Consider the following 17,997-nt stretch of genomic DNA (forward strand, 5'->3'; position numbering starts at 1 on the left):
CCACCGGTGCACGGGTCAGCACAGCGCCCACCGGTGCACGGATCAGCACAGCAGCAGGTGATGCGAGAAGCCGTGTCGCCGTGCGGCTCGTGGGTGCCCAGTGCGTCGCCGCCCTCGTATGGACGCTGGCGGTGGTGTCGGGGGCGTCCGTGTGGGTGGCCTGCGCGATCGCCGTGCCACCGGCCGCGCTGTGCCTCGTGCGGATCGGCGGACGCGGCACAGCCGAATGGATCGCGACCGTTCTGCGCCGACGCCCGGACGACGTCTCCGTCTCGGGTGTCCTCCGCGACTTCCACGTCGGGTCGGCAGTCCCGGTGGGGGTGCTATGGGACGGCCCGTACGCGACCGTGGTTCTCGAACCGTTCTCACCGGCCGGTGCGATCACCCGACTCGGGCGCGACAGCGAGGAGACGGGGCGAACGCTCCCCCTCGACGCGATCGCCGCCTGCCTGTACCGGCACGACGTCGTCCTGGACGGGATCGATGTCGTGGTGCAGGGGCGCCGGGTTCGCGACTCGACCCCCGCGGGGCAGGCCTATGCACAGTTGCTGGGCCCGCTTCCCGCCGCGGCCGAACGCACGGTGCGGGTGGTGCTCCGACTCGACGTCACGTCCTGCGCGGCCGCTGCCGCCCGTCGGGGCGGAGGCTCCGAGGGTGCCGCCCGGACCGTCGTCGCGGCGGCGCGGCGCGTGATCCGCGCGCTCGGCGACGCCGGGTACGGTGCGCGACTGCTCACCGCGAGCGAGATCGAACAGGCCGCGCTGCGCATCTCCCACGGGGTCCCGGCGACGGAGTGGGCCCCGACGCGCCGGCACGTCGCCCTGGCCTCCGCCTTCGACTCGGGCGGCGTCTTCGACCCACGTCGGATCGACCGCCGCCACACGGCGGCGATCTGGTCGCATCCAACTTTGGCGTCGACACTGGTCCTCCGGTTGCGACCGGGTGATGACGGGTCGGTTCGGGTCGGGGCGCTGGCACGGTTCACCACGCGCGAGGCGGACGTCCCCTCGGTGGCCGGACTGTTCCCGGCGTACGGACGTCACGCCGAACTCCTCACAGCGGCATTGCCCCTCGGGGTTCCGCAACTGGAAGACCGGGTTCCCTTGCGCGAATCGCGTAGCAGGGAACTCGACGCCCTCGCTCTTCCGGCCGGTGGGTGTGGGCAGCTCATCGGATCGGACGACGCCGGTCGCGCCGTCACCGCGCGTCTCACCGGTCCCGGAGTCCGCTCGGTCCACATCGCGGGCGAGTTGTATCTCGCCCAGCAGGTGGTCTTCCGCGCCGTCGCGGTGGGGGCGCGGGTCGTCGTCCACACCGACCGGTCCGGTGCGTGGCGCGGCCTGGTCGGATCCGCGGCCGGACCCGACCGGCTGCGTCTGGCGGGCGAGTACGCGGGCGACCACGATTTCGACACGGTCGTCTACGACGGCGTCCCGCCCACCTCGTCCATGCCGCACGCGACCGCGATCCACGTGCACATCCATCCGGACGGATGGCCGCGCGAGCGCCCCACGGTGTCGTTGCTCCAACCCGGAGCGGCCGGGGGCCGTGTGGTGCTCACGGTAGGCGGCGAACGCACGTCTCTCACCCTCGTGACGATCGCGGCGGAGAGCACCCATCTCGGCCGGTCGCGCATGCCGGATCCGGCGCCTCAGCCGGGATAGCGGTCGAGGGCGGTTCCGGCGCGGACGGTGCGGGCCCACCAGGCGATCTGGTCGAGCATGCGTTCCGCGCCGTCGATCGCGGCCTCGTCCGTGGTGGTGCCGTCGGCCGCGAAGGCGTGCTTGACGCGGTGGAAGCTCACCGACTGCCGCACCGGCACCATGTGGACCTCGACGACGACCTGCCGCAACTGCTCGACCGCGCGCAATCCGCCGGACAGGCCACCGTAGGAGACGAATCCGACCGGCTTGGTGCGCCATTCGTGCTTGACGGTGTCGATGGCCGTCTTCAGCGCGGCGGGATAGCCGTGGTTGTACTCGGAGGTCACCACCACGAAGGCGTCCGCAGCACCGATGCGACCGGTGAAGGCGTCGGCGTCGGGACCGCCCGAGAGGTCGTGCGGGAGCGGGGTCTCGGCGAGATCGAGAACGCCGACGTCGAACTCGGGCCGACGCCGTGCGGTGGCCGCGAACCAGTCTGCGACGACCGGCGCGATGCGACCGGCGCGGACACTCGCGACGACGACCTCGAGGCGGATCGGATCGTTCGGTGCAGCCGTGGTCATAGGGTCGATCGTAGGTGCGGTGCGGTCGAGAGCCCGTGCGCGAGCAGTGCGGCGAGTTCCCGGTAGGCACGTGCGTCCTCGAGACCGGTCGCCTCGGCCACCTGTCGTTGCTGGATGCGGACCATGACCGAGGCGACGACGTCGGCGACGAAGGCCGCGTGGACGTCGCGCAGTTCGCCGGCCGCAACTCCCTCGGAGATGAGCTGGCGGACGCGGTCGGCGGCGAACCGGGTGTTGCGTTCGTAGACCTCGCGCGCGACCGGCGTGTGGGCGATGTCCTCCATGAACCGCGTGGAGGCGGGTTCGAGTTCGCGCCCCACGGCCTCGAGATAGGCGCCGATGCGAGCCTGGGCGTCCGCGGCCCGCGCGACGTCGGCCTCCACCCGGTCGGCGGCACCCTTGAAGAAGTGGACGGTCGCCGCGTAGACGAGCCGGTCCTTGTTCTCCGCGAGTGCGTAGAGCGTCGATTTCGAGCAGCGCAGACGCGCGGCGATGTCGTCGAGGGTCAGGTGCGCGAAGCCTTCTGCCAGGAACAACGCGACCAGATCGTCGAACAGTTGCGCCTGCCGGGCGGTGGGCCGCCGGCTACCGACTCTTGCCATACCGAGAACAGTACTGCAGTATCGTCCTCAGTACTATTTTTGGTCCCCAGTCTTCCAGGAGGAACCACCGTGCCCGTCGAGCGTCTGCTTCCCACCCGCGAGGCCTACGACCTGATCGACCTCACCCGCGACGTCGCCGACAAGGTGCTCGCCCCGCGCGTCGACGAGCACGAGCGCAAGGAGACCTTCCCCGAGGGCGTCTTCCCCGCACTCGGCGCCGCAGGGCTGCTGAGCCTGCCGTACCCCGAGGAGTTCGGCGGCGGCGACCAACCCTACGAGGTCTACCTGCAGGTCCTCGAGGAACTCGGCGCCCGCTGGGCTGCCGTGGCGGTTGCGGTGAGCGTGCACGGACTGTCGTGCTTCGCGCTCGCCACCCACGGCACCGACGAGCAGAAGAACAAGTGGCTCCCGGAGATGCTGGGCGGCAACACCATCGGCGCGTACAGCCTCTCCGAGCCGCAGGCCGGATCCGACGCCGCAGCCCTCGCGTGCCGTGCGAAGCCCGTCGACGGCGGCTACCGCATCACCGGCTCGAAGGCGTGGATCACCAACGGCGGCAAGGCCGACTTCTACACCCTGTTCGCCCGCACAGCCGACACCGGCAGCAAGGGCATCTCGTGCTTCCTCGTGCCCGCCGGCACCGAGGGCCTGTCCTTCGGCAAGCCCGAGGAGAAGATGGGCCTGCACGCCATCCCCACCACCTCCGCCCACTACGACGACGCCTTCGTCCCGGCCGAGCGCCGGATCGGCGCCGAGGGACAGGGACTGCCGATCGCGTTCAGCGCACTGGATTCCGGACGCCTGGGGATCGCCGCCGTCGCGACGGGTCTGGCCCAGGCCGCCCTCGACGAGGCGACGGCCTACGCCAAGGAACGGCAGGCCTTCGGCAAGCGCATCATCGACCACCAGGGCCTCGGCTTCGTTCTCGCCGACATGGCCGCCGCCGTCGACTCGGCCCGCGCCACCTATCTCGACGCTGCCCGGCGCAAGGACGCCGGCCTGCCCTACTCGCGGCAGGCGTCGGTGGCCAAGCTCGTCGCGACGGATGCCGCCATGAAGGTCACGACCGACGCTGTGCAGGTACTCGGTGGATACGGCTACACCCGCGACTTCCCGGTCGAGCGCTTCATGCGCGACGCGAAGATCACGCAGATCTTCGAGGGCACCAATCAGATTCAGCGACTCGTGATCGCGCGGTCCCTCGCGGGGTGAACGATCACAAGCCGGAAGCGACAGGGGTTCTCGCGGCGAAAGATCGCTAGAGTGCCTTCATGCCGGACGCCCTGGAGCGGCTCACTCCACAGCAACGCCACCTGCTGACGCAGCGGTTCGGCCGCATCGTCGTGGTCTCCGACATGAGTTGGGGACTGGTGTCGACCACTGTCCTCGAGGTCGACACCGACGACGGGCTGCTGGTCGTGAAGGCGGGCGGAACTCCGGATCGGCACATCGGCCGCGAGATCAGCGCGCACGAGCGGTGGACCGCTCCGTGGGTACGGTGCGGTCGGGCCGCCCGCATGGTGTTCGCAGACCGCGCGACGAAACTCGTCGTGACGGAATACCTTCCGGGGCGGCTCGTCCTGGGCACCGCCGCGTCGTCCCGTCTCGACGTCTACGAACAGGCCGGCGCGCTGCTCGCCCAGTTCCATCGCCAGGAGCATGTGGTGGACGAGGGGTACGAGCGATCGGCGAACACGAAGACGCTGCGGTGGCTCGCGGCGCCGCACCGTATCGGTCCCGACGTCGCCGGCCGATTGCGCTCGATGGTCGAGGGATGGCCGACACCGACGGCCACCCTGGTGCCCACCCACGGCGACTGGCAGAGCCGCAACTGGCTCGCCGACGACATCGGTGTGGTGAAAGTGATCGACTTCGGGCGTGCCGCGATGCGCCCGGCGGGTGAGGACTTCGAGCGGCTCGCGGTACGCGAGTTCCTCCGGGTCCCCGGTGCCGAGCAGGCCTTCCTGCGTGGCTACGGCGAGGATCCCCGTGAGGAGGACGCCTGGTTCCGCCGACGTGTCCGCGCGGCGGTCGCGGTCGCGGTGTGGGCCTTCCATGTGGGCGACGACTGCTACGAGGCCGAGGGCCACCGCATGATCGCCGAGGCGCTCGGCCGCTTCCCGGTTCGCTCGATGCGCTCATCAGCAACGTCCTCGAGTTCCTGGACTGGCTGATCCGACGAGCACGTGAGAACGCCCGAGGGGGTGAGGTCGCGGACCTCACCCCCCCGGGTGTCTTTTCGAGCGCAGCGCTCTCGGCTCAGGCGCCGATGGCCTCGCCGAGCACGGGCCACGACTCGTGCAGGGCCTCCTGCCAGTAGCCCCAGGTGTGGGTACCGTCGGGCCGGACCGAGTAGGTCGCCTCGACCCCGGCTGCGTCCAGCGCACCGCGCAGTCGCGTCGTGCAATCGTTCACGCCGGCCTCGATGAGCCCGAGCAGAGCCACATCGGGAAGGACGGCGACACCGTCCTGCTCCCATGCCTTCAATTCGTACGGACCCGGGACACCGCTGCTCGTGGAGACGTACACGGCCTTGCCGCGCAGCTTCTCGGCGTTGAGCACGACGTCCTGTTCGGTCCAGTGCTCACCGGCGACCGGTCCCCACATGTTCTCGACCTCGCCCCCGCCGAACGCGACGACGATCTCCGCATAGCGCGAACCGATATCCGACGCGGTCTCGGCGCATCCACTGTACGAACCCACCGCCTGGTAGAGATCGGGCGCCTGCTGGGCGAGCGCCAGCGCCGACGTCGCCGACATCGACACACCGGCGATCGCGTTGCGGCCGCTCGCACCGAGTGTCTCGTCGACCACGGAGGGGATCTCCTCGGTGAGGAAGGTCGTCCACTTGTTGCGTCCGAGAACGGGATCGTCCTCGAGCCAGTCGGTGTAGTAGCTGAACGCGCCACCGACCGGAGTGACGACGTTGACGTTCTTGTCGCCGAAGAACTCCACGATGTCGGTCTGCTCGCGCCAGGTCGCCCGGTCCAGTCCCCCACCGGCACCGTTGAGCAGGTAGAAGACCGGTCGCGGCGCGCTCGTGTCGACCGGTCGCAGCACCTGCAGCTCGATGGTGCGTTCCATCGACGGCGAGTACACGAACAGCGACCAATCGCGGTCGGTGTGCTTCTCGATGCGTTCGACAGTCGCGCTCTGCGACCGGGTCTCGCCGGTCGCGGCGGCCGGGAGATCCTCGGCGTGGGCGACCGCGGCACCGGACAGGACCAGCGACGAGACGGCGAGCGCCCCGATCGTCCCCATCAACGCAAACCGTCGTGCGCGCACATTCGTTCCCTTCATCCGCAACAGCCGGGCGTGATGGGCCCGCGCATCTCCCGCGTCGCAGCGTTGCGCGCGGCGAGTTCCTCGTCAGCAGGGTAGTCGACGCGAACCAGTGACAGGCCGTGGGCCGGTGCCACCGCGACGGACGCCGCACGTTCGCGTTCGTCGAGCAGGGCCGTCATCCACTCGACGCTGCGACGCCCCTCCCCCACGGCCAGGGCCCCGCCGACGAGGCTGCGCACCATCGACCAGCAGAAGGCGTCGGCGCTGACATAGGCGGTGAGGATGTCACCTTCGCGGGTCCAGTCGTATCGCTGCAGTTCACGTACGGTCGTCGCACCCTCCCGCCGCTTGCAGAAGGCGGCGAAGTCGTGCAGGCCGAGCAGCGACTGCGACGCGCGTTGCATCGCATCGAGATCGACGGCCTTCGGCCACGCGACGGTGTCGCGGGCACGCAGCGGCTCGGCGCCGTACACCGCTGTGGTGAGGCGGTATTCGTAGTGGCGCCGGATCGCCGAGAAACGCGCGTCGAAATGTTCGGGGGCGACGGAGATCCCGGTGACCCGCACGTCGCGGGGCAGGAACCGTGCGAGACGGCGGACCCAGCGCGACGGATCGTCGGGCAGCACCGCGGAGGGGACGTCGACGTGGGCGACCTGCCCGGAAGCGTGCACGCCGGCGTCGGTGCGACCGGCGACGGTGAGCAGCACGGGGGTGCGGACGATCGCGGAGAGCTTTTCCTCGATCTCCCCGCACACCGTGCGACGTCCGGGCTGCCGTGCCCAGCCGGAGAAGTCGGTGCCGTCGTACGCGATGTCGAGTCGCAGACGGGTTGTCTCGTGAGAAGCCACGAGCCCGCCGCCCTCGGAAGGGTCGGCGGGCTCGTGAGCTTCAGCAGATGCCGAAACCAAGTGGATTAGTCCTTCTTGGCCTCGTCCGCCTCGGGTGCGTCGGCAGCCGTGGCGTTGGTGTCCTCGACACCCTCGACGACGGCGTCGGCGTTCGCGACCTCGGCGTCGGTGGCCTCGGCCTCGACGGCCTGGACCGCGTTGTCCTCGGCGGGTGCCTGCGAGGCGGCGACGCGGCGAGCGCGGTCGGCCTCGGAGGTGACGGTCTTCTCGCGCACCAGCTCGATGATGGCCATGGGGGCGTTGTCGCCCTTGCGCGGCATCGTCTTGATGATGCGGGTGTAACCGCCGTTGCGGTCCTCGAAGGAGGGACCGATCTCCGCGAACAGCGAGTGGACGACGTCCTTGTTGCGGATGACCTTCAGCACCTCACGACGCGAGGCCAGCGTGCCGGCCTTGGCGTGCGTGACGAGCTTCTCGGCGTACGGGCGCAGGGCCTTGGCCTTGGCCTCGGTGGTGGTGATGCGGCCGTGCTCGAAGAGCGCGGTGGCCAGGTTGGCCATGAGCGCCTTCTGATGCGAGGCCGATCCGCCGAAGCGGGCGCCCTTCTTGGGCTTGGGCATGATTTTCTCCTAGTAACGGACCGTGAGCTGCTACAGCTGCTCGGTCTCGGCGTAGTCCTCGTTGCCGTCGTTGTCACCGAAGGAGCCGGCCTCGGTATCGCTCCAGGTACCGGTCGCGGCGTCGTAGCCGGCGACGGTGCTGGGGTCGAACGATGCCGGGCTGTCCTTGAGGGACAGGCCGAGCGAGTGCAGCTTGACCTTGACCTCGTCGATGGACTTCTGGCCGAAGTTGCGGATGTCGAGCAGGTCGGATTCCGTCCGTGCCACGAGCTCGCCGACGGTGTGGACACCTTCGCGCTTGAGGCAGTTGTAGGACCGGACCGTGAGGTCGAGGTCCTCGATCGGAAGTCCGAAGGAGGCGATGTGGTCGGCCTCGGCGGGCGAGGGACCGATCTCGATGCCTTCTGCTTCGACGTTCAGCTCACGAGCCAGACCGAAGAGCTCCACGAGGGTCTTACCCGCCGAGGCGAGCGCGTCCCGCGCGCTGATCGAGTTCTTGGTCTCCACGTCGAGAATGAGCCGATCGAAGTCGGTGCGCTGCTCGACGCGGGTCGCTTCCACCTTGTACGTCACCTTGAGCACCGGCGAGTAGATCGAGTCGACCGGGATACGGCCGATCTCGGCGCCGGACGCCTTGTTCTGCACGGCAGGAACGTAGCCGCGACCGCGCTCGACGACGAGCTCGATCTCCAGCTTGCCCTTGTCGTTCAGGGTGGCGATGTGCAGATCCGGGTTGTGGATGGTGACACCGGCCGGGGGCACGATGTCGCCGGCCGTGACCGTGCCCGGCCCCTGCTTGCGGACATACATGGTGACCGGCTCGTCCTCTTCGGAGCTCACCACGAGACCCTTGAGGTTCAGGATGATGTCGGTGACATCCTCCTTCACCCCGGGAACGGTGGTGAACTCGTGGAGAACGCCGTCGATGCGGATGCTGGTGACAGCGGCGCCCGGGATCGACGAGAGCAGGGTGCGACGAAGCGAGTTGCCGAGGGTGTACCCGAAGCCAGGCTCGAGCGGCTCGATGACGAACTTCGAGCGGTTTTCAGCGATGACCTCTTCGGTCAGTGCGGGTCGCTGAGAGATGAGCATCTGTTGCCTCCTTGTGGGCGTCCGCCATATGACGCCCTAGTGGAATGGAGCGGTGTCCTCCCGCCCCGGACGGACCGGAGGACACCACGACACCGAGGTGTCTTACTTCGAGTAGTACTCGACGATCAGCTGTTCCTGCAGCGGGATGTCGATCTGCGCGCGCTCGGGGAGCTGGTGGACCAGCACTCGCAGACGCGGGCCGACGACCTGCAGCCAACCCGGAACCGGGCGCTCGCCCTGGGTCTCGCGGGCGACCTGGAAGGGCAGCGTGCTCAGCGACTTCTCGCGGACATCGATGATGTCGTACTGCGAGACGCGGTAGCTGGGGATGTCGACCTTCTTGCCGTTGACCAGGAAGTGGCCGTGGCTCACCAGCTGGCGGGCCTGACGACGCGTGCGGGCGAGGCCGGCACGGTAGACGACGTTGTCCAGGCGCGACTCGAGGATGACCAGCAGAACCTCACCGGTCTTGCCGGGGCGGCTTGCGGCCTCTTCGTAGTAGCGACGGAACTGCTTCTCCATGACGCCGTACGAGAAGCGGGCCTTCTGCTTCTCCTGCAGCTGGAGCAGGTACTCGCTCTCCTTGATCCGCGCGCGGCCGTGCTGGCCGGGCGGGTAGGGGCGACGCTCGAAGGCCTGATCGCCTCCGACCAGGTCGACACGGAGACGACGCGACTTACGGGTAACGGGACCGGTATAACGAGCCATTTTTCTTTACCTTCCTTTCCCGTTAGACGCGACGCCGCTTGGGCGGACGGCAACCGTTGTGGGGCTGCGGGGTGACATCGGAGATGGTGCCGACCTCGAGGCCTGCGGCCTGGAGGGAACGGATCGCCGTCTCGCGGCCCGAGCCCGGGCCCTTGACGAAGACGTCGACCTTCTTGACACCGTGTTCCTGCGCCTTGCGGGCGGCGTTCTCGGCGGCGAGCTGTGCGGCGAACGGGGTCGACTTGCGCGAACCCTTGAAGCCGACGTGGCCGGAGGACGCCCAGGAGATCACGTTGCCCTGCGGGTCCGTGATGGACACGATGGTGTTGTTGAACGTGCTCTTGATGTGAGCGGCACCGTGCGGAACGTTCTTCTTGTCCCTGCGCCGTGCCTTCTGGGTCTTCTTCGGACCGGTGCTGCGTGACTTGGGAGGCATTACTTCTTCTTTCCTGCGACGGTGCGCTTCGGACCCTTGCGGGTGCGGGCGTTGGTCTTGGTGCGCTGTCCACGCACGGGCAGACCACGACGGTGTCGCAGGCCCTGGTAGCAGCCGATCTCGATCTTGCGGCGGATGTCCGCCTGAACCTCGCGACGGAGGTCACCCTCGACCTTGTAGCTCTCCTCGATGTACTCGCGGAGCTTGGCGAGGTCCTCGTCCGTCAGATCCTTGCTGCGCAGGTCCGGGTTGACACCCGTGGCCTCGAGGATCTCCTGGGAGCGGGTACGGCCGATGCCGTAGATGTACGTGAGTGCGATCTCCATCCGCTTTTCGCGGGGAAGATCGACACCTGCGAGACGTGCCATGTGGCATTCCTATTCGGTGTGCGGAGGTCTGCTCCCAGCCCGTCCCCTGCGTCGAAGAACTGTGTGATTCAAAAACACAGTGGGGCCCCGGCCTCCGTACCGGGGGTTGATCGCGCAGCTCCTCGACGGATCGAGGATCGTAACCACGCGACTGGTGCTGGAAGGTCTTCGTGCTTGTTGCCAAGCAGATCTTCGAGACGAAGGTGGATCTAGCCCTGACGCTGCTTGTGACGCAGGTTCTCGCAGATCACCATGACCCGACCGTTACGGCGGATCACCTTGCACTTCTCGCAGATCTTCTTGACGCTAGGCTGAACCTTCACGTAAGTCCGATCTCCTGTATGTGCGCCGCCGGACACGGCAGAGCCGGCCCGGCGACATGATTCTCCCCGACCGTGTGGCCGGGGAAGCTTCGTTACTTGTAGCGGTAGACGATGCGTCCACGCGTGAGGTCGTAGGGAGAAAGCTCCACGACAACGCGGTCCTCGGGAAGGATACGAATGTAGTGCTGACGCATCTTTCCGCTGATGTGGGCGAGAACCTTGTGCCCGTTCTCCAGCTCGATGCGGAACATCGCATTGGGCAGCGGTTCGATTACCCGGCCCTCGACCTCGATTGCCCCGTCTTTCTTAGCCATATCCTCCGCGATCCGTTGTTCGGCGTTGTGGTTGCATCGGCATCCGTTACCGTGACGCTCGGCAACTCCGGGACCGGACACGAACCGAGATTCGAAGGAATTCGACACGGGACCGATCGGAGCGCAGCGCGCACCACCGATCAATGGTACGGGAAGTTGACCGTCCAGGACAAATGAGCTCCGGCACACTCGTGCCCACGACCAGGAGGAGGACCGCACGTGCGGGCGTTGATCCAGCGGGTGACCACGGCGGCGGTGGCGGTCGACGGAGCCGAGGTGGCTCGCATCACGCCGGCCGAAGACGGTCACGGTCTGCTCGTGCTGGTCGGCGTCACGCACGACGACAACGAGACCAAGGCCGCGACGCTCGCCCGGAAGGTGTGGACGATGCGCATCCTCGAGGACGAGCGATCCGCCTCCGACGTCGACGCCCCGATCCTGGTGGTCAGCCAGTTCACGCTCATGGCCGACACGAGGAAGAGCAGGCGTCCGTCGTGGTCGGCCGCCGCTCCCCGCCCGATCGCCGAACCTCTCGTCGATGCGTTCGCGAACGCTCTACGAGATCTCGGCGCGACGGTGGAGACCGGGAAGTTCGGGGCCCACATGGAGGTGAGCCTCGTCAACGACGGACCGGTCACGCTCCTCGTCGACGTATGACGCCGCGGAGTACGACCGCTCGCGTCACTCCGGCCGGACGGTGAGGATACGGGGGCCGTCCTCGGTGACCGCTACCGTGTGCTCCCAGTGCGCGGCCCGGCTGCCGTCGACGGTCACCACCGTCCACTCGTCGTCGAGGACCTCGGTCTCGTAGGTACCGAGGGTGAGCATCGGCTCGACGGCGAGCACCGATCCGACGACGAGCTTCGGGCCCTTGCCCGGCTTGCCTTCGTTGGGGAGGAACGGATCCATGTGCATCTCGCGCCCGATACCGTGACCGCCGTAGCCGTCGACGATGCCGTACAAGCGGCCGTGCACCTTCTCGGCGGCATGCGTGCCTTGCTCGATCGCATGCGAGACGTCGGTCAGGCGGTTGCCCGGGAGCATCGCCGCGATACCGGCCTCGAGCGACAGACGGGTGGCCTCGCTCAGGTCGATGTCGGCCTGCGACAGCTCCCCGATCCCGAAGGTCCATGCCGAGTCGCCGTGCCAGCCGTCGAGGATCGCACCGCAGTCGATCGACACGAGGTCGCCCTCGGCGAGCACCACCGACACCGACGGGATGCCGTGGACGACGACCTCGTTGACCGACGAACAGATCGAACCGGTGAAGCCGTGGTAGCCCAGGAAGGACGGAACGGCCCCCGCATCGCGGATGACCGATTCCGCCACCTGGTCGAGTTCCAGGGTGCTCACGCCCGGCTTGGCGGCCTCGCGCACTGCGACGAGTGCGGCACCGACCACGGCTCCCGCCGCCGCCATCGCGTCGAGTTCACCCGAGGTGCGGAACGGAACCACTGAGCGCTTGCGCCCGAAACCCATGTCGAACTACCCGTCTACTTTCCGAGTGCGGACAGAGCCCGCGAATTGATCTCCTCGACCTCACCGATCGCGTCGACCGTGATGATCGAGTCGGCGTAGTAGTCGAGCAGCGGGGCCGTCTCCTCACGGTAGACCCGGAGACGGTTGCGGATCACGTCTTCGGTGTCGTCGGCGCGACCGCGGGCGAGCATGCGCTCGACCACGACGTCCTCGTCGATGACGAAGGACAGCACGCCATCGAGCTCGACACCGAGATCCTTCAGGATGTTCTCGAGTTCCTTGGCCTGCTCCACGCTGCGCGGGAAGCCGTCGAGGAGGAAGCCGTTGGCGGCGTCGGGCTCGGCCAGACGCTCACGCACCATGTTGTTGGTGATCTCGGCGGGAACGAGCTCCCCCGCGTCGATGTACTTCTTGGCCTCGACGCCGAGCGGGGTGCCCTGCCCGATGTTCGCGCGGAAAAGATCGCCCGTCGAGATGGCGGGGACGCCGAGCTTCTCGGACAGAATCGCGGCCTGTGTGCCCTTGCCGGCACCGGGAGGACCGAGCAGTACAAGTCTCACTTGAGGAACCCTTCGTAGTTGCGCTGCATCAGTTGACTTTCGATCTGCTTGACAGTGTCCAGCGCGACACTGACGAGAATGAGAACCGCGGCGCCACCGAAGATGCTCGAGGCCGTCTGGCCGCCGGACAGGAAGAAGTTCGGCAGCGTCGCGATGAGACCGAGGTAGATCGAGCCCGGAACCGTGATGCGGTTGAGCACGAAACTGAGATATTCGGCGGTCGGGCGACCGGGGCGGATGCCCGGGATGAAGCCGCCGTATTTCTTCATCTCGTCGGCCCGCTCCTCCGGATTGAAGGTGATGGCGACGTAGAAGAAGACGAAGAACACGATCAGGGCGAAGTAGATCGCGATGTAGACCGGGTTGTTCGGATTGACCAGGTACTCGTTGATGATCCGCTGCCACCAACTCGGATCCGGGTTCGTCGTGGCACCGGTGAGCTGCGCGACGAGATTGGGCAGGTACAGCAGCGACGACGCGAAGATGACGGGGATGATGCCCGCCTGGTTGACCTTCAGCGGCAGGTAGGTCGACGAACCGCCGTACATACGACGGCCGACCATGCGCTTGGCGTACTGCACCGGGATCCGGCGCTGACCCTGCTCGATGAACACGACACCCGTGATGAGGGCCAGGGCCACGACGCAGACGATCGCGAAGACGAGGCCGCCGCGGGATTCGAGGATCATGCGACCCTCGCTCGGCAGCGCGGCCGCGATACCGGAGAAGATCAGCAGCGACATGCCGTTGCCGACACCGCGTTCGGTGATGAGCTCACCGAACCACATGACGACGGCGGCACCGGCGGTCATCACCAGCACGATGACGACCATCCCGAAGATGCTGTCGTCGGCGAGGATCGGCTCCGAGCAGCCCTGCAGCAGCTGCCCTCGGGCGGCGAGCGCGACGATGCCGGTGGCCTGCAGGACGGCGAGCGCGACGGCGAGATAACGCGTGTACTGCGTCATCTTGGCCTGGCCGGACTGGCCCTCCTTGCGCAGTTCCTCGAAGCGTGGAATGACCACGGTGAGCAGCTGGACGATGATGCTCGCGGTGATGAACGGCATGATGCCGATCGCGAAGACCGACAACTGCAGTAGCGCGCCGCCGGAGAACAGATTGATCAGCGAGTAGATGCCGGCCTGCTCGCTGCCGGCGAGCTGATCGACACAGGCCTGGACGTTGCCGTAGTCGACGCCCGGGGACGGCACGGTAGCACCGAGGCGGTACAGCGCCACGAGCCCGAGGGCGATGAGAATCTTCCGCCTCAGGTCCGGTGTCCTGAGGGCCGAGACGAAGGCGGAAAGCAAAGATCCTCCTGGCGGGCCGATCGGGGACGACGGATCGAGAGGGATCCGTCGGACGGTAGACAACTCTGAAACTCTAACAGTGGGCCCCGATGAGAGGCGTAGCCCGGTAGCCTATGTCACCGCTGCGAACGCAGCTTGGGACACCGGTGCGAACGCGCGAACGGCCGCGGTGCAGGTATCTGCACCGCGGCCGTTCGACAGCCGTGACTCACACGCGAAAGTACAGGTCAGGCCTGGACGGTCGCGCTGCCACCGGCTGCAGCGATCTTCTCCTGAGCGGAGGCCGAGAACTTGTCGGCGGTGACCTGCACGGCCACCGTCAGCTCGCCCTCGCCGAGGACCTTGACGAGCTGGTTCTTGCGAACCAGACCCTTCGCCACGAGGTCCGCGACACCGATCTGTCCACCCTCGGGGAACACGCGAGCGATGTCCCCGACGTTGACGATCTGGTACTCGGTACGGAATGCGTTCTTGAAGCCCTTGAGCTTCGGCAGACGCATGTGGATGGGCATCTGGCCACCCTCGAAGGCCGGCGACACGTTCTTGCGTGCCTTCGTGCCCTTCGTACCGCGGCCGGCGGTCTTGCCCTTCGAACCCTCACCGCGTCCGACGCGGGTCTTGTCCGTCTTCGCACCCGGAGCCGGGCGCAGGTGATGCAGCTTGATGGTCATTCTCAGACCTCCTCAACGGTGACGAGGTGACGCACCACGTTGATGAGGCCACGATTCTGCGCATTGTCCTCGCGGACGACGGACTGGCGGATCTTCCGCAGACCGAGGGTCCGGAGGCTGTCGCGCTGATTCGACTTGGCCCCGATGGTGCTCTTGATCTGGGTGATCTTCAGCTCTGCCATTACTTCACGCTCCCAGCAGCCTGTGCACGTGCGCGCAGCATGCCGGCGGGGGCAACTTCCTCGAGGGTGAGGCCACGGCGAGCCGCGACTTCCTCGGGACGCTGCAGACCCTTGAGGGCCGCAACCGTCGCGTGCACCACATTGATGGCGTTGTCGGAGCCGAGCGACTTCGACAGGATGTCGTGGACACCCGCACACTCCAGCACCGCGCGCACAGCGCCACCGGCGATGACACCGGTACCGGGGGAAGCCGGACGCAGCAGGACGACACCGGCTGCAGCCTCTCCCTGGACGGGGTGGGTGATGGTTCCGCCGATGAGCGGGACGCGGAAGAAGTTCTTGCGAGCTTCCTCGACACCCTTCTGGATGGCCGCGGGAACTTCCTTGGCCTTGCCGTAGCCGACGCCGACCAGGCCGTTGCCGTCGCCCACGATCACCAGAGCGGTGAAGCTGAAGCGACGACCGCCCTTGACGACCTTCGACACACGGTTGATCGAGACGACACGCTCGATGTAGTTCGACTTCTCGGCAGCGTTGCCGCCGCGCGAGTCGCGGTCGCGGCGGTCGCGACCGCCACGGTTGTCACCGCTGTTGGGGTTCTGTCCGGCGGGGCCGTTGCCGCCGTCACGCCGCTGACGTCCCGGCATCAGGCGTTCCTTCCGTTCGAGAAAATGGTCATCAGAACTTCAACCCGCTTTCGCGAGCCGCGTCCGCGAGGGCCGCGATGCGTCCGCTGTAGGTGTGGCCACCGCGGTCGAAGACCACGGCTTCCACGCCGGCAGCCTTCGCGCGCTCGGCGATCAGATGACCGACCTTCGCGCCGCGAGCCTTCTTGTCGCCCTCGAGAGCGCGCACATCGGGTTCGATGGACGACGCTGCGGCGAGAGTGGTGCCCGTCAGGTCGTCGACCAGCTGCACGTGCAGGTGGCGCGAGGACCGGTTGACGACGAGGCGGGGACGCTCGGCGGTGCCGGAGATCTTCTTGCGGAGGCGGAAGTGACGACGCGTCTTCGAAAGGCGACGCGTGGTGGAGGCGTCCTTGCCGCGCGGGATGCGCTTGGCCTTCTGGTTCTCGGTCTGGCTCATGATCACTTACCCGTCTTTCCGACCTTGCGACGGACCTGTTCACCCTCGTAGCGGATGCCCTTGCCCTTGTAGGGGTCGGACTTGCGCAGCCGGCGGATGTTGGCCGCGATCTGGCCGACCTTCTGCTTGTCGATGCCCGAGATCGAGAAGCGCGTGGGGTTCTCGACGGCGAACGTGATGCCCTCGGGCGCCTCGATCAGCACGGGGTGGCTGTAGCCGAGCGAGAACTCGAGGTCCTTGCCCTTGAGGGCCACGCGGTAGCCGACGCCGTGGATCTCCATCTTGGTGGTGTAACCCTCGGTGACACCGACGATGAGGTTCTGCACGAGCGTCCGCGACAGGCCGTGCAGCGCGCGGCTGCGACGCTCGTCGTTCGGGCGCGTGACGTTGATTGCCCCGTCCTCGCCCTTGGCGACGGCGATCGGCTCGGCGATCGTCAGGGACAGGTTGCCCTTGGGGCCCTTGACTGCAACATCCTGGCCGTCGATGGTGATCTCGACGCCCGAAGGAACTGCAACGGGGAGTTTTCCGATTCGCGACATTGTGGTGGCCTCCCTTTACCAGACGTAGGCGAGGACTTCCCCGCCCACTCCCTGCTTGGCCGCCTGGCGATCGGTGAGCAGGCCGGAGGACGTGGAGATGATCGCCACGCCGAGGCCGCCCAGGACCTTGGGCAGGTTGGTGGATTTCGCGTACACGCGCAGGCCGGGCTTCGACACGCGGCGCACGCCGGCAAGGCTGCGCTCACGGGAAGGTCCGTACTTGAGGTCGACGATGAGGGTCTTGCCCACCTCGGCGTCCTCGGTGCGGTAGTCGGAGATGTAGCCCTCGCGCTTGAGGATCTCGGCGATGTTCACCTTGATCTTCGAGGACGGGAGCTTGACCTCGTCGTGGTACGCCGTATTGGCGTTACGCAGACGCGTCAAGAAGTCTGCGATGGGGTCGGTCATGGTCATGGCTGACCTGTTCACCTTTCTCGATGCGGTTCCCATGCAACGCCGGAACATGCCGGCCGTGGGCCTACATCGAAACTCGGTTTCGATAGCGGATTCGTCGACGGATCGGCGACGAACCCATGACAGCGTGACAGTGGGCGGAGAACTTCTCGGTCCTCCGCCCACCGCTCACGTCACCAGGAGCTCTTGTGAACTCCCGGAAGTTCTCCGCGGTGTGCCATCTCGCGAAGGCAGATGCGGCAGAGTCCGAACTTGCGGAAGACCGAGTGCGGACGCCCGCAGCGCTGGCAGCGGGTGTAGGCGCGCACCGCGAACTTCGGCTTCTTGTTGGCCTTGTTGACCAGTGCCTTCTTAGCCATGGGCTCAGTTCTCCTTGAACGGGAAGCCGAGGTGCTTGAGCAGGGCACGGCCTTCTTCGTTGTTGGTAGCGGTGGTCACGACAGTGATGTCCATGCCGCGCGGGCGATCGATCTTGTCCACGTCGATCTCGTGGAACATCGACTGCTCGTTCAGGCCGAACGTGTAGTTGCCGTTGCCGTCGAACTGGTTGCCGTTGAGGCCGCGGAAGTCCCGGATACGGGGAAGCGCAATGGACACGAGACGGTCCAGGAACTCCCACATGCGGTCGCCGCGCAGCGTGACGCGCGCACCGATCGGCATGCCCTCGCGCAGCTTGAACTGTGCGATGGACTTGCGGGCCTTACGGATCTCCGGCTTCTGACCGGTGATGAGCGCGAGGTCGTTGACGGCTCCGTTGATGAGCTTCGCGTCGCGGGCGGCGTCGCCGACACCCATGTTGACGACGACCTTCACGACGCCGGGGATCTGCATGACGTTCGCGTAGTCGAACTCCGCGTTCAGCGCGTCCTTGATCTCGGCGCGGTAGCGGGCCTTCAGGCGCGGCTGGGTCTTGTTCTCGGTGGAAGTCAT

26 protein-coding genes are annotated in these 17,997 nt (G+C 67.1%); 4 read left to right on the top strand and 22 right to left on the bottom strand.

What is annotated here, in order from left to right; genetic code table 11:
* Positions 1-89: 89 nt before the first annotated feature.
* On the top strand, positions 90-1,664 hold the full coding sequence (gene eccE / locus ACQR3U_RS16980) for a type VII secretion protein EccE (protein WP_037216140.1): 1,575 nt from the start codon (positions 90-92) through the stop codon (positions 1,662-1,664).
* On the opposite strand, the gene ACQR3U_RS16985 is transcribed toward eccE, so the two are convergent.
* A complete protein-coding gene (locus ACQR3U_RS16985; RefSeq protein ID WP_019288595.1) occupies positions 1,652-2,227 on the bottom strand; it encodes an NADPH-dependent FMN reductase in 576 nt (191 codons plus the stop codon). The genes eccE and ACQR3U_RS16985 overlap by 13 nt on opposite strands.
* Positions 2,224-2,829, bottom strand: coding sequence for a TetR/AcrR family transcriptional regulator (locus ACQR3U_RS16990; RefSeq protein ID WP_006550047.1), 606 nt, complete (start codon positions 2,827-2,829; stop codon positions 2,224-2,226). The genes ACQR3U_RS16985 and ACQR3U_RS16990 overlap by 4 nt, the downstream gene beginning before the upstream one ends.
* Positions 2,830-2,898: 69 nt before the next feature.
* On the opposite strand from ACQR3U_RS16990, the gene ACQR3U_RS16995 reads away from it, so the two are divergent.
* Positions 2,899-4,041, top strand: coding sequence for an acyl-CoA dehydrogenase family protein (locus tag ACQR3U_RS16995; protein WP_033096996.1), 1,143 nt, complete (start codon positions 2,899-2,901; stop codon positions 4,039-4,041).
* Positions 4,042-4,100: 59 nt separating this feature from the next.
* Positions 4,101-5,003: a phosphotransferase family protein gene (locus tag ACQR3U_RS17000; RefSeq protein WP_033096995.1), complete on the top strand. Its 903-nt coding sequence runs from the start codon at positions 4,101-4,103 to the stop codon at positions 5,001-5,003.
* A gap of 85 nt (positions 5,004-5,088) precedes the next feature.
* Here the strand turns inward: ACQR3U_RS17000 and ACQR3U_RS17005 are convergent, their stop codons facing one another.
* From ACQR3U_RS17005 to infA, 9 genes are all read right to left on the bottom strand, one after another.
* Positions 5,089-6,090, bottom strand: coding sequence for an alpha/beta hydrolase (locus ACQR3U_RS17005; protein ID WP_230810983.1), 1,002 nt, complete (start codon positions 6,088-6,090; stop codon positions 5,089-5,091).
* A gap of 35 nt (positions 6,091-6,125) precedes the next feature.
* Positions 6,126-6,962 carry a tRNA pseudouridine(38-40) synthase TruA gene (gene truA / locus ACQR3U_RS17010; protein WP_230810984.1) on the bottom strand — a complete coding sequence of 279 codons (837 nt, stop codon included), beginning with the start codon at positions 6,960-6,962 and terminating at the stop codon, positions 6,126-6,128.
* A gap of 65 nt (positions 6,963-7,027) precedes the next feature.
* Positions 7,028-7,582 carry a 50S ribosomal protein L17 gene (gene rplQ, locus ACQR3U_RS17015; RefSeq protein ID WP_006554582.1) on the bottom strand — a complete coding sequence of 185 codons (555 nt, stop codon included), beginning with the start codon at positions 7,580-7,582 and terminating at the stop codon, positions 7,028-7,030.
* Between the two features lie 30 nt (positions 7,583-7,612).
* Positions 7,613-8,674 (bottom strand): DNA-directed RNA polymerase subunit alpha, encoded by a 1,062-nt coding sequence (locus ACQR3U_RS17020; protein ID WP_006554583.1) that lies wholly within the window; start codon positions 8,672-8,674, stop codon positions 7,613-7,615.
* A 102-nt stretch (positions 8,675-8,776) separates the two neighbouring features.
* Positions 8,777-9,382 carry a 30S ribosomal protein S4 gene (gene rpsD / locus ACQR3U_RS17025; RefSeq protein ID WP_006554584.1) on the bottom strand — a complete coding sequence of 202 codons (606 nt, stop codon included), beginning with the start codon at positions 9,380-9,382 and terminating at the stop codon, positions 8,777-8,779.
* A 22-nt stretch (positions 9,383-9,404) separates the two neighbouring features.
* Positions 9,405-9,818, bottom strand: a complete 414-nt coding sequence (gene rpsK / locus ACQR3U_RS17030; RefSeq protein ID WP_006554585.1) for a 30S ribosomal protein S11 — start codon at positions 9,816-9,818, stop codon at positions 9,405-9,407.
* A complete protein-coding gene (gene rpsM / locus ACQR3U_RS17035; RefSeq protein WP_006554586.1) occupies positions 9,818-10,186 on the bottom strand; it encodes a 30S ribosomal protein S13 in 369 nt (122 codons plus the stop codon). The genes rpsK and rpsM overlap by 1 nt, the downstream gene beginning before the upstream one ends.
* Positions 10,187-10,395: 209 nt before the next feature.
* Positions 10,396-10,509 (bottom strand): 50S ribosomal protein L36, encoded by a 114-nt coding sequence (rpmJ, locus tag ACQR3U_RS17040; RefSeq protein ID WP_003938068.1) that lies wholly within the window; start codon positions 10,507-10,509, stop codon positions 10,396-10,398.
* A 92-nt stretch (positions 10,510-10,601) separates the two neighbouring features.
* Positions 10,602-10,823, bottom strand: coding sequence for a translation initiation factor IF-1 (gene infA, locus ACQR3U_RS17045; protein WP_006554587.1), 222 nt, complete (start codon positions 10,821-10,823; stop codon positions 10,602-10,604).
* A 219-nt stretch (positions 10,824-11,042) separates the two neighbouring features.
* On the opposite strand from infA, the gene dtd reads away from it, so the two are divergent.
* Entirely contained in the window at positions 11,043-11,480 is a 438-nt protein-coding gene (dtd, locus tag ACQR3U_RS17050; RefSeq protein ID WP_230810985.1) for a D-aminoacyl-tRNA deacylase, read from the top strand.
* A 24-nt stretch (positions 11,481-11,504) separates the two neighbouring features.
* Here the strand turns inward: dtd and map are convergent, their stop codons facing one another.
* The 11 genes from map to rplE all read right to left on the bottom strand — a co-directional run bounded on the left by map (position 11,505) and on the right by rplE (position 17,997).
* On the bottom strand, positions 11,505-12,302 hold the full coding sequence (gene map, locus ACQR3U_RS17055) for a type I methionyl aminopeptidase (RefSeq protein ID WP_006554589.1): 798 nt from the start codon (positions 12,300-12,302) through the stop codon (positions 11,505-11,507).
* 14 nt (positions 12,303-12,316) lie between these two features.
* A complete protein-coding gene (locus ACQR3U_RS17060; RefSeq protein WP_006554590.1) occupies positions 12,317-12,862 on the bottom strand; it encodes an adenylate kinase in 546 nt (181 codons plus the stop codon).
* Entirely contained in the window at positions 12,859-14,172 is a 1,314-nt protein-coding gene (gene secY, locus ACQR3U_RS17065; RefSeq protein WP_230810986.1) for a preprotein translocase subunit SecY, read from the bottom strand. The genes ACQR3U_RS17060 and secY overlap by 4 nt, the downstream gene beginning before the upstream one ends.
* Positions 14,173-14,399: 227 nt before the next feature.
* Positions 14,400-14,843 (bottom strand): 50S ribosomal protein L15, encoded by a 444-nt coding sequence (gene rplO / locus ACQR3U_RS17070; RefSeq protein WP_006554592.1) that lies wholly within the window; start codon positions 14,841-14,843, stop codon positions 14,400-14,402.
* Positions 14,844-14,845: 2 nt separating this feature from the next.
* Complete coding sequence (rpmD, locus tag ACQR3U_RS17075; protein ID WP_006554593.1) at positions 14,846-15,025, bottom strand: 50S ribosomal protein L30; 180 nt, start codon at positions 15,023-15,025, stop codon at positions 14,846-14,848.
* Positions 15,025-15,672, bottom strand: coding sequence for a 30S ribosomal protein S5 (gene rpsE, locus ACQR3U_RS17080; RefSeq protein ID WP_006554594.1), 648 nt, complete (start codon positions 15,670-15,672; stop codon positions 15,025-15,027). The genes rpmD and rpsE overlap by 1 nt, the downstream gene beginning before the upstream one ends.
* Before the next feature lie 31 nt (positions 15,673-15,703).
* Positions 15,704-16,111 carry a 50S ribosomal protein L18 gene (gene rplR / locus ACQR3U_RS17085; RefSeq protein ID WP_230810987.1) on the bottom strand — a complete coding sequence of 136 codons (408 nt, stop codon included), beginning with the start codon at positions 16,109-16,111 and terminating at the stop codon, positions 15,704-15,706.
* A gap of 2 nt (positions 16,112-16,113) precedes the next feature.
* Complete coding sequence (rplF, locus tag ACQR3U_RS17090; RefSeq protein ID WP_006554596.1) at positions 16,114-16,653, bottom strand: 50S ribosomal protein L6; 540 nt, start codon at positions 16,651-16,653, stop codon at positions 16,114-16,116.
* A 15-nt stretch (positions 16,654-16,668) separates the two neighbouring features.
* A complete protein-coding gene (gene rpsH / locus ACQR3U_RS17095; protein ID WP_006554597.1) occupies positions 16,669-17,067 on the bottom strand; it encodes a 30S ribosomal protein S8 in 399 nt (132 codons plus the stop codon).
* Between the two features lie 173 nt (positions 17,068-17,240).
* Positions 17,241-17,426, bottom strand: coding sequence for a type Z 30S ribosomal protein S14 (locus ACQR3U_RS17100; protein WP_006554598.1), 186 nt, complete (start codon positions 17,424-17,426; stop codon positions 17,241-17,243).
* Positions 17,427-17,430: 4 nt separating this feature from the next.
* Entirely contained in the window at positions 17,431-17,997 is a 567-nt protein-coding gene (gene rplE / locus ACQR3U_RS17105; protein WP_006554599.1) for a 50S ribosomal protein L5, read from the bottom strand.

Source organism: Rhodococcus sp. IEGM1339, from assembly GCF_050321925.1.
GTDB lineage: Bacteria > Actinomycetota > Actinomycetes > Mycobacteriales > Mycobacteriaceae > Rhodococcus > Rhodococcus pyridinivorans.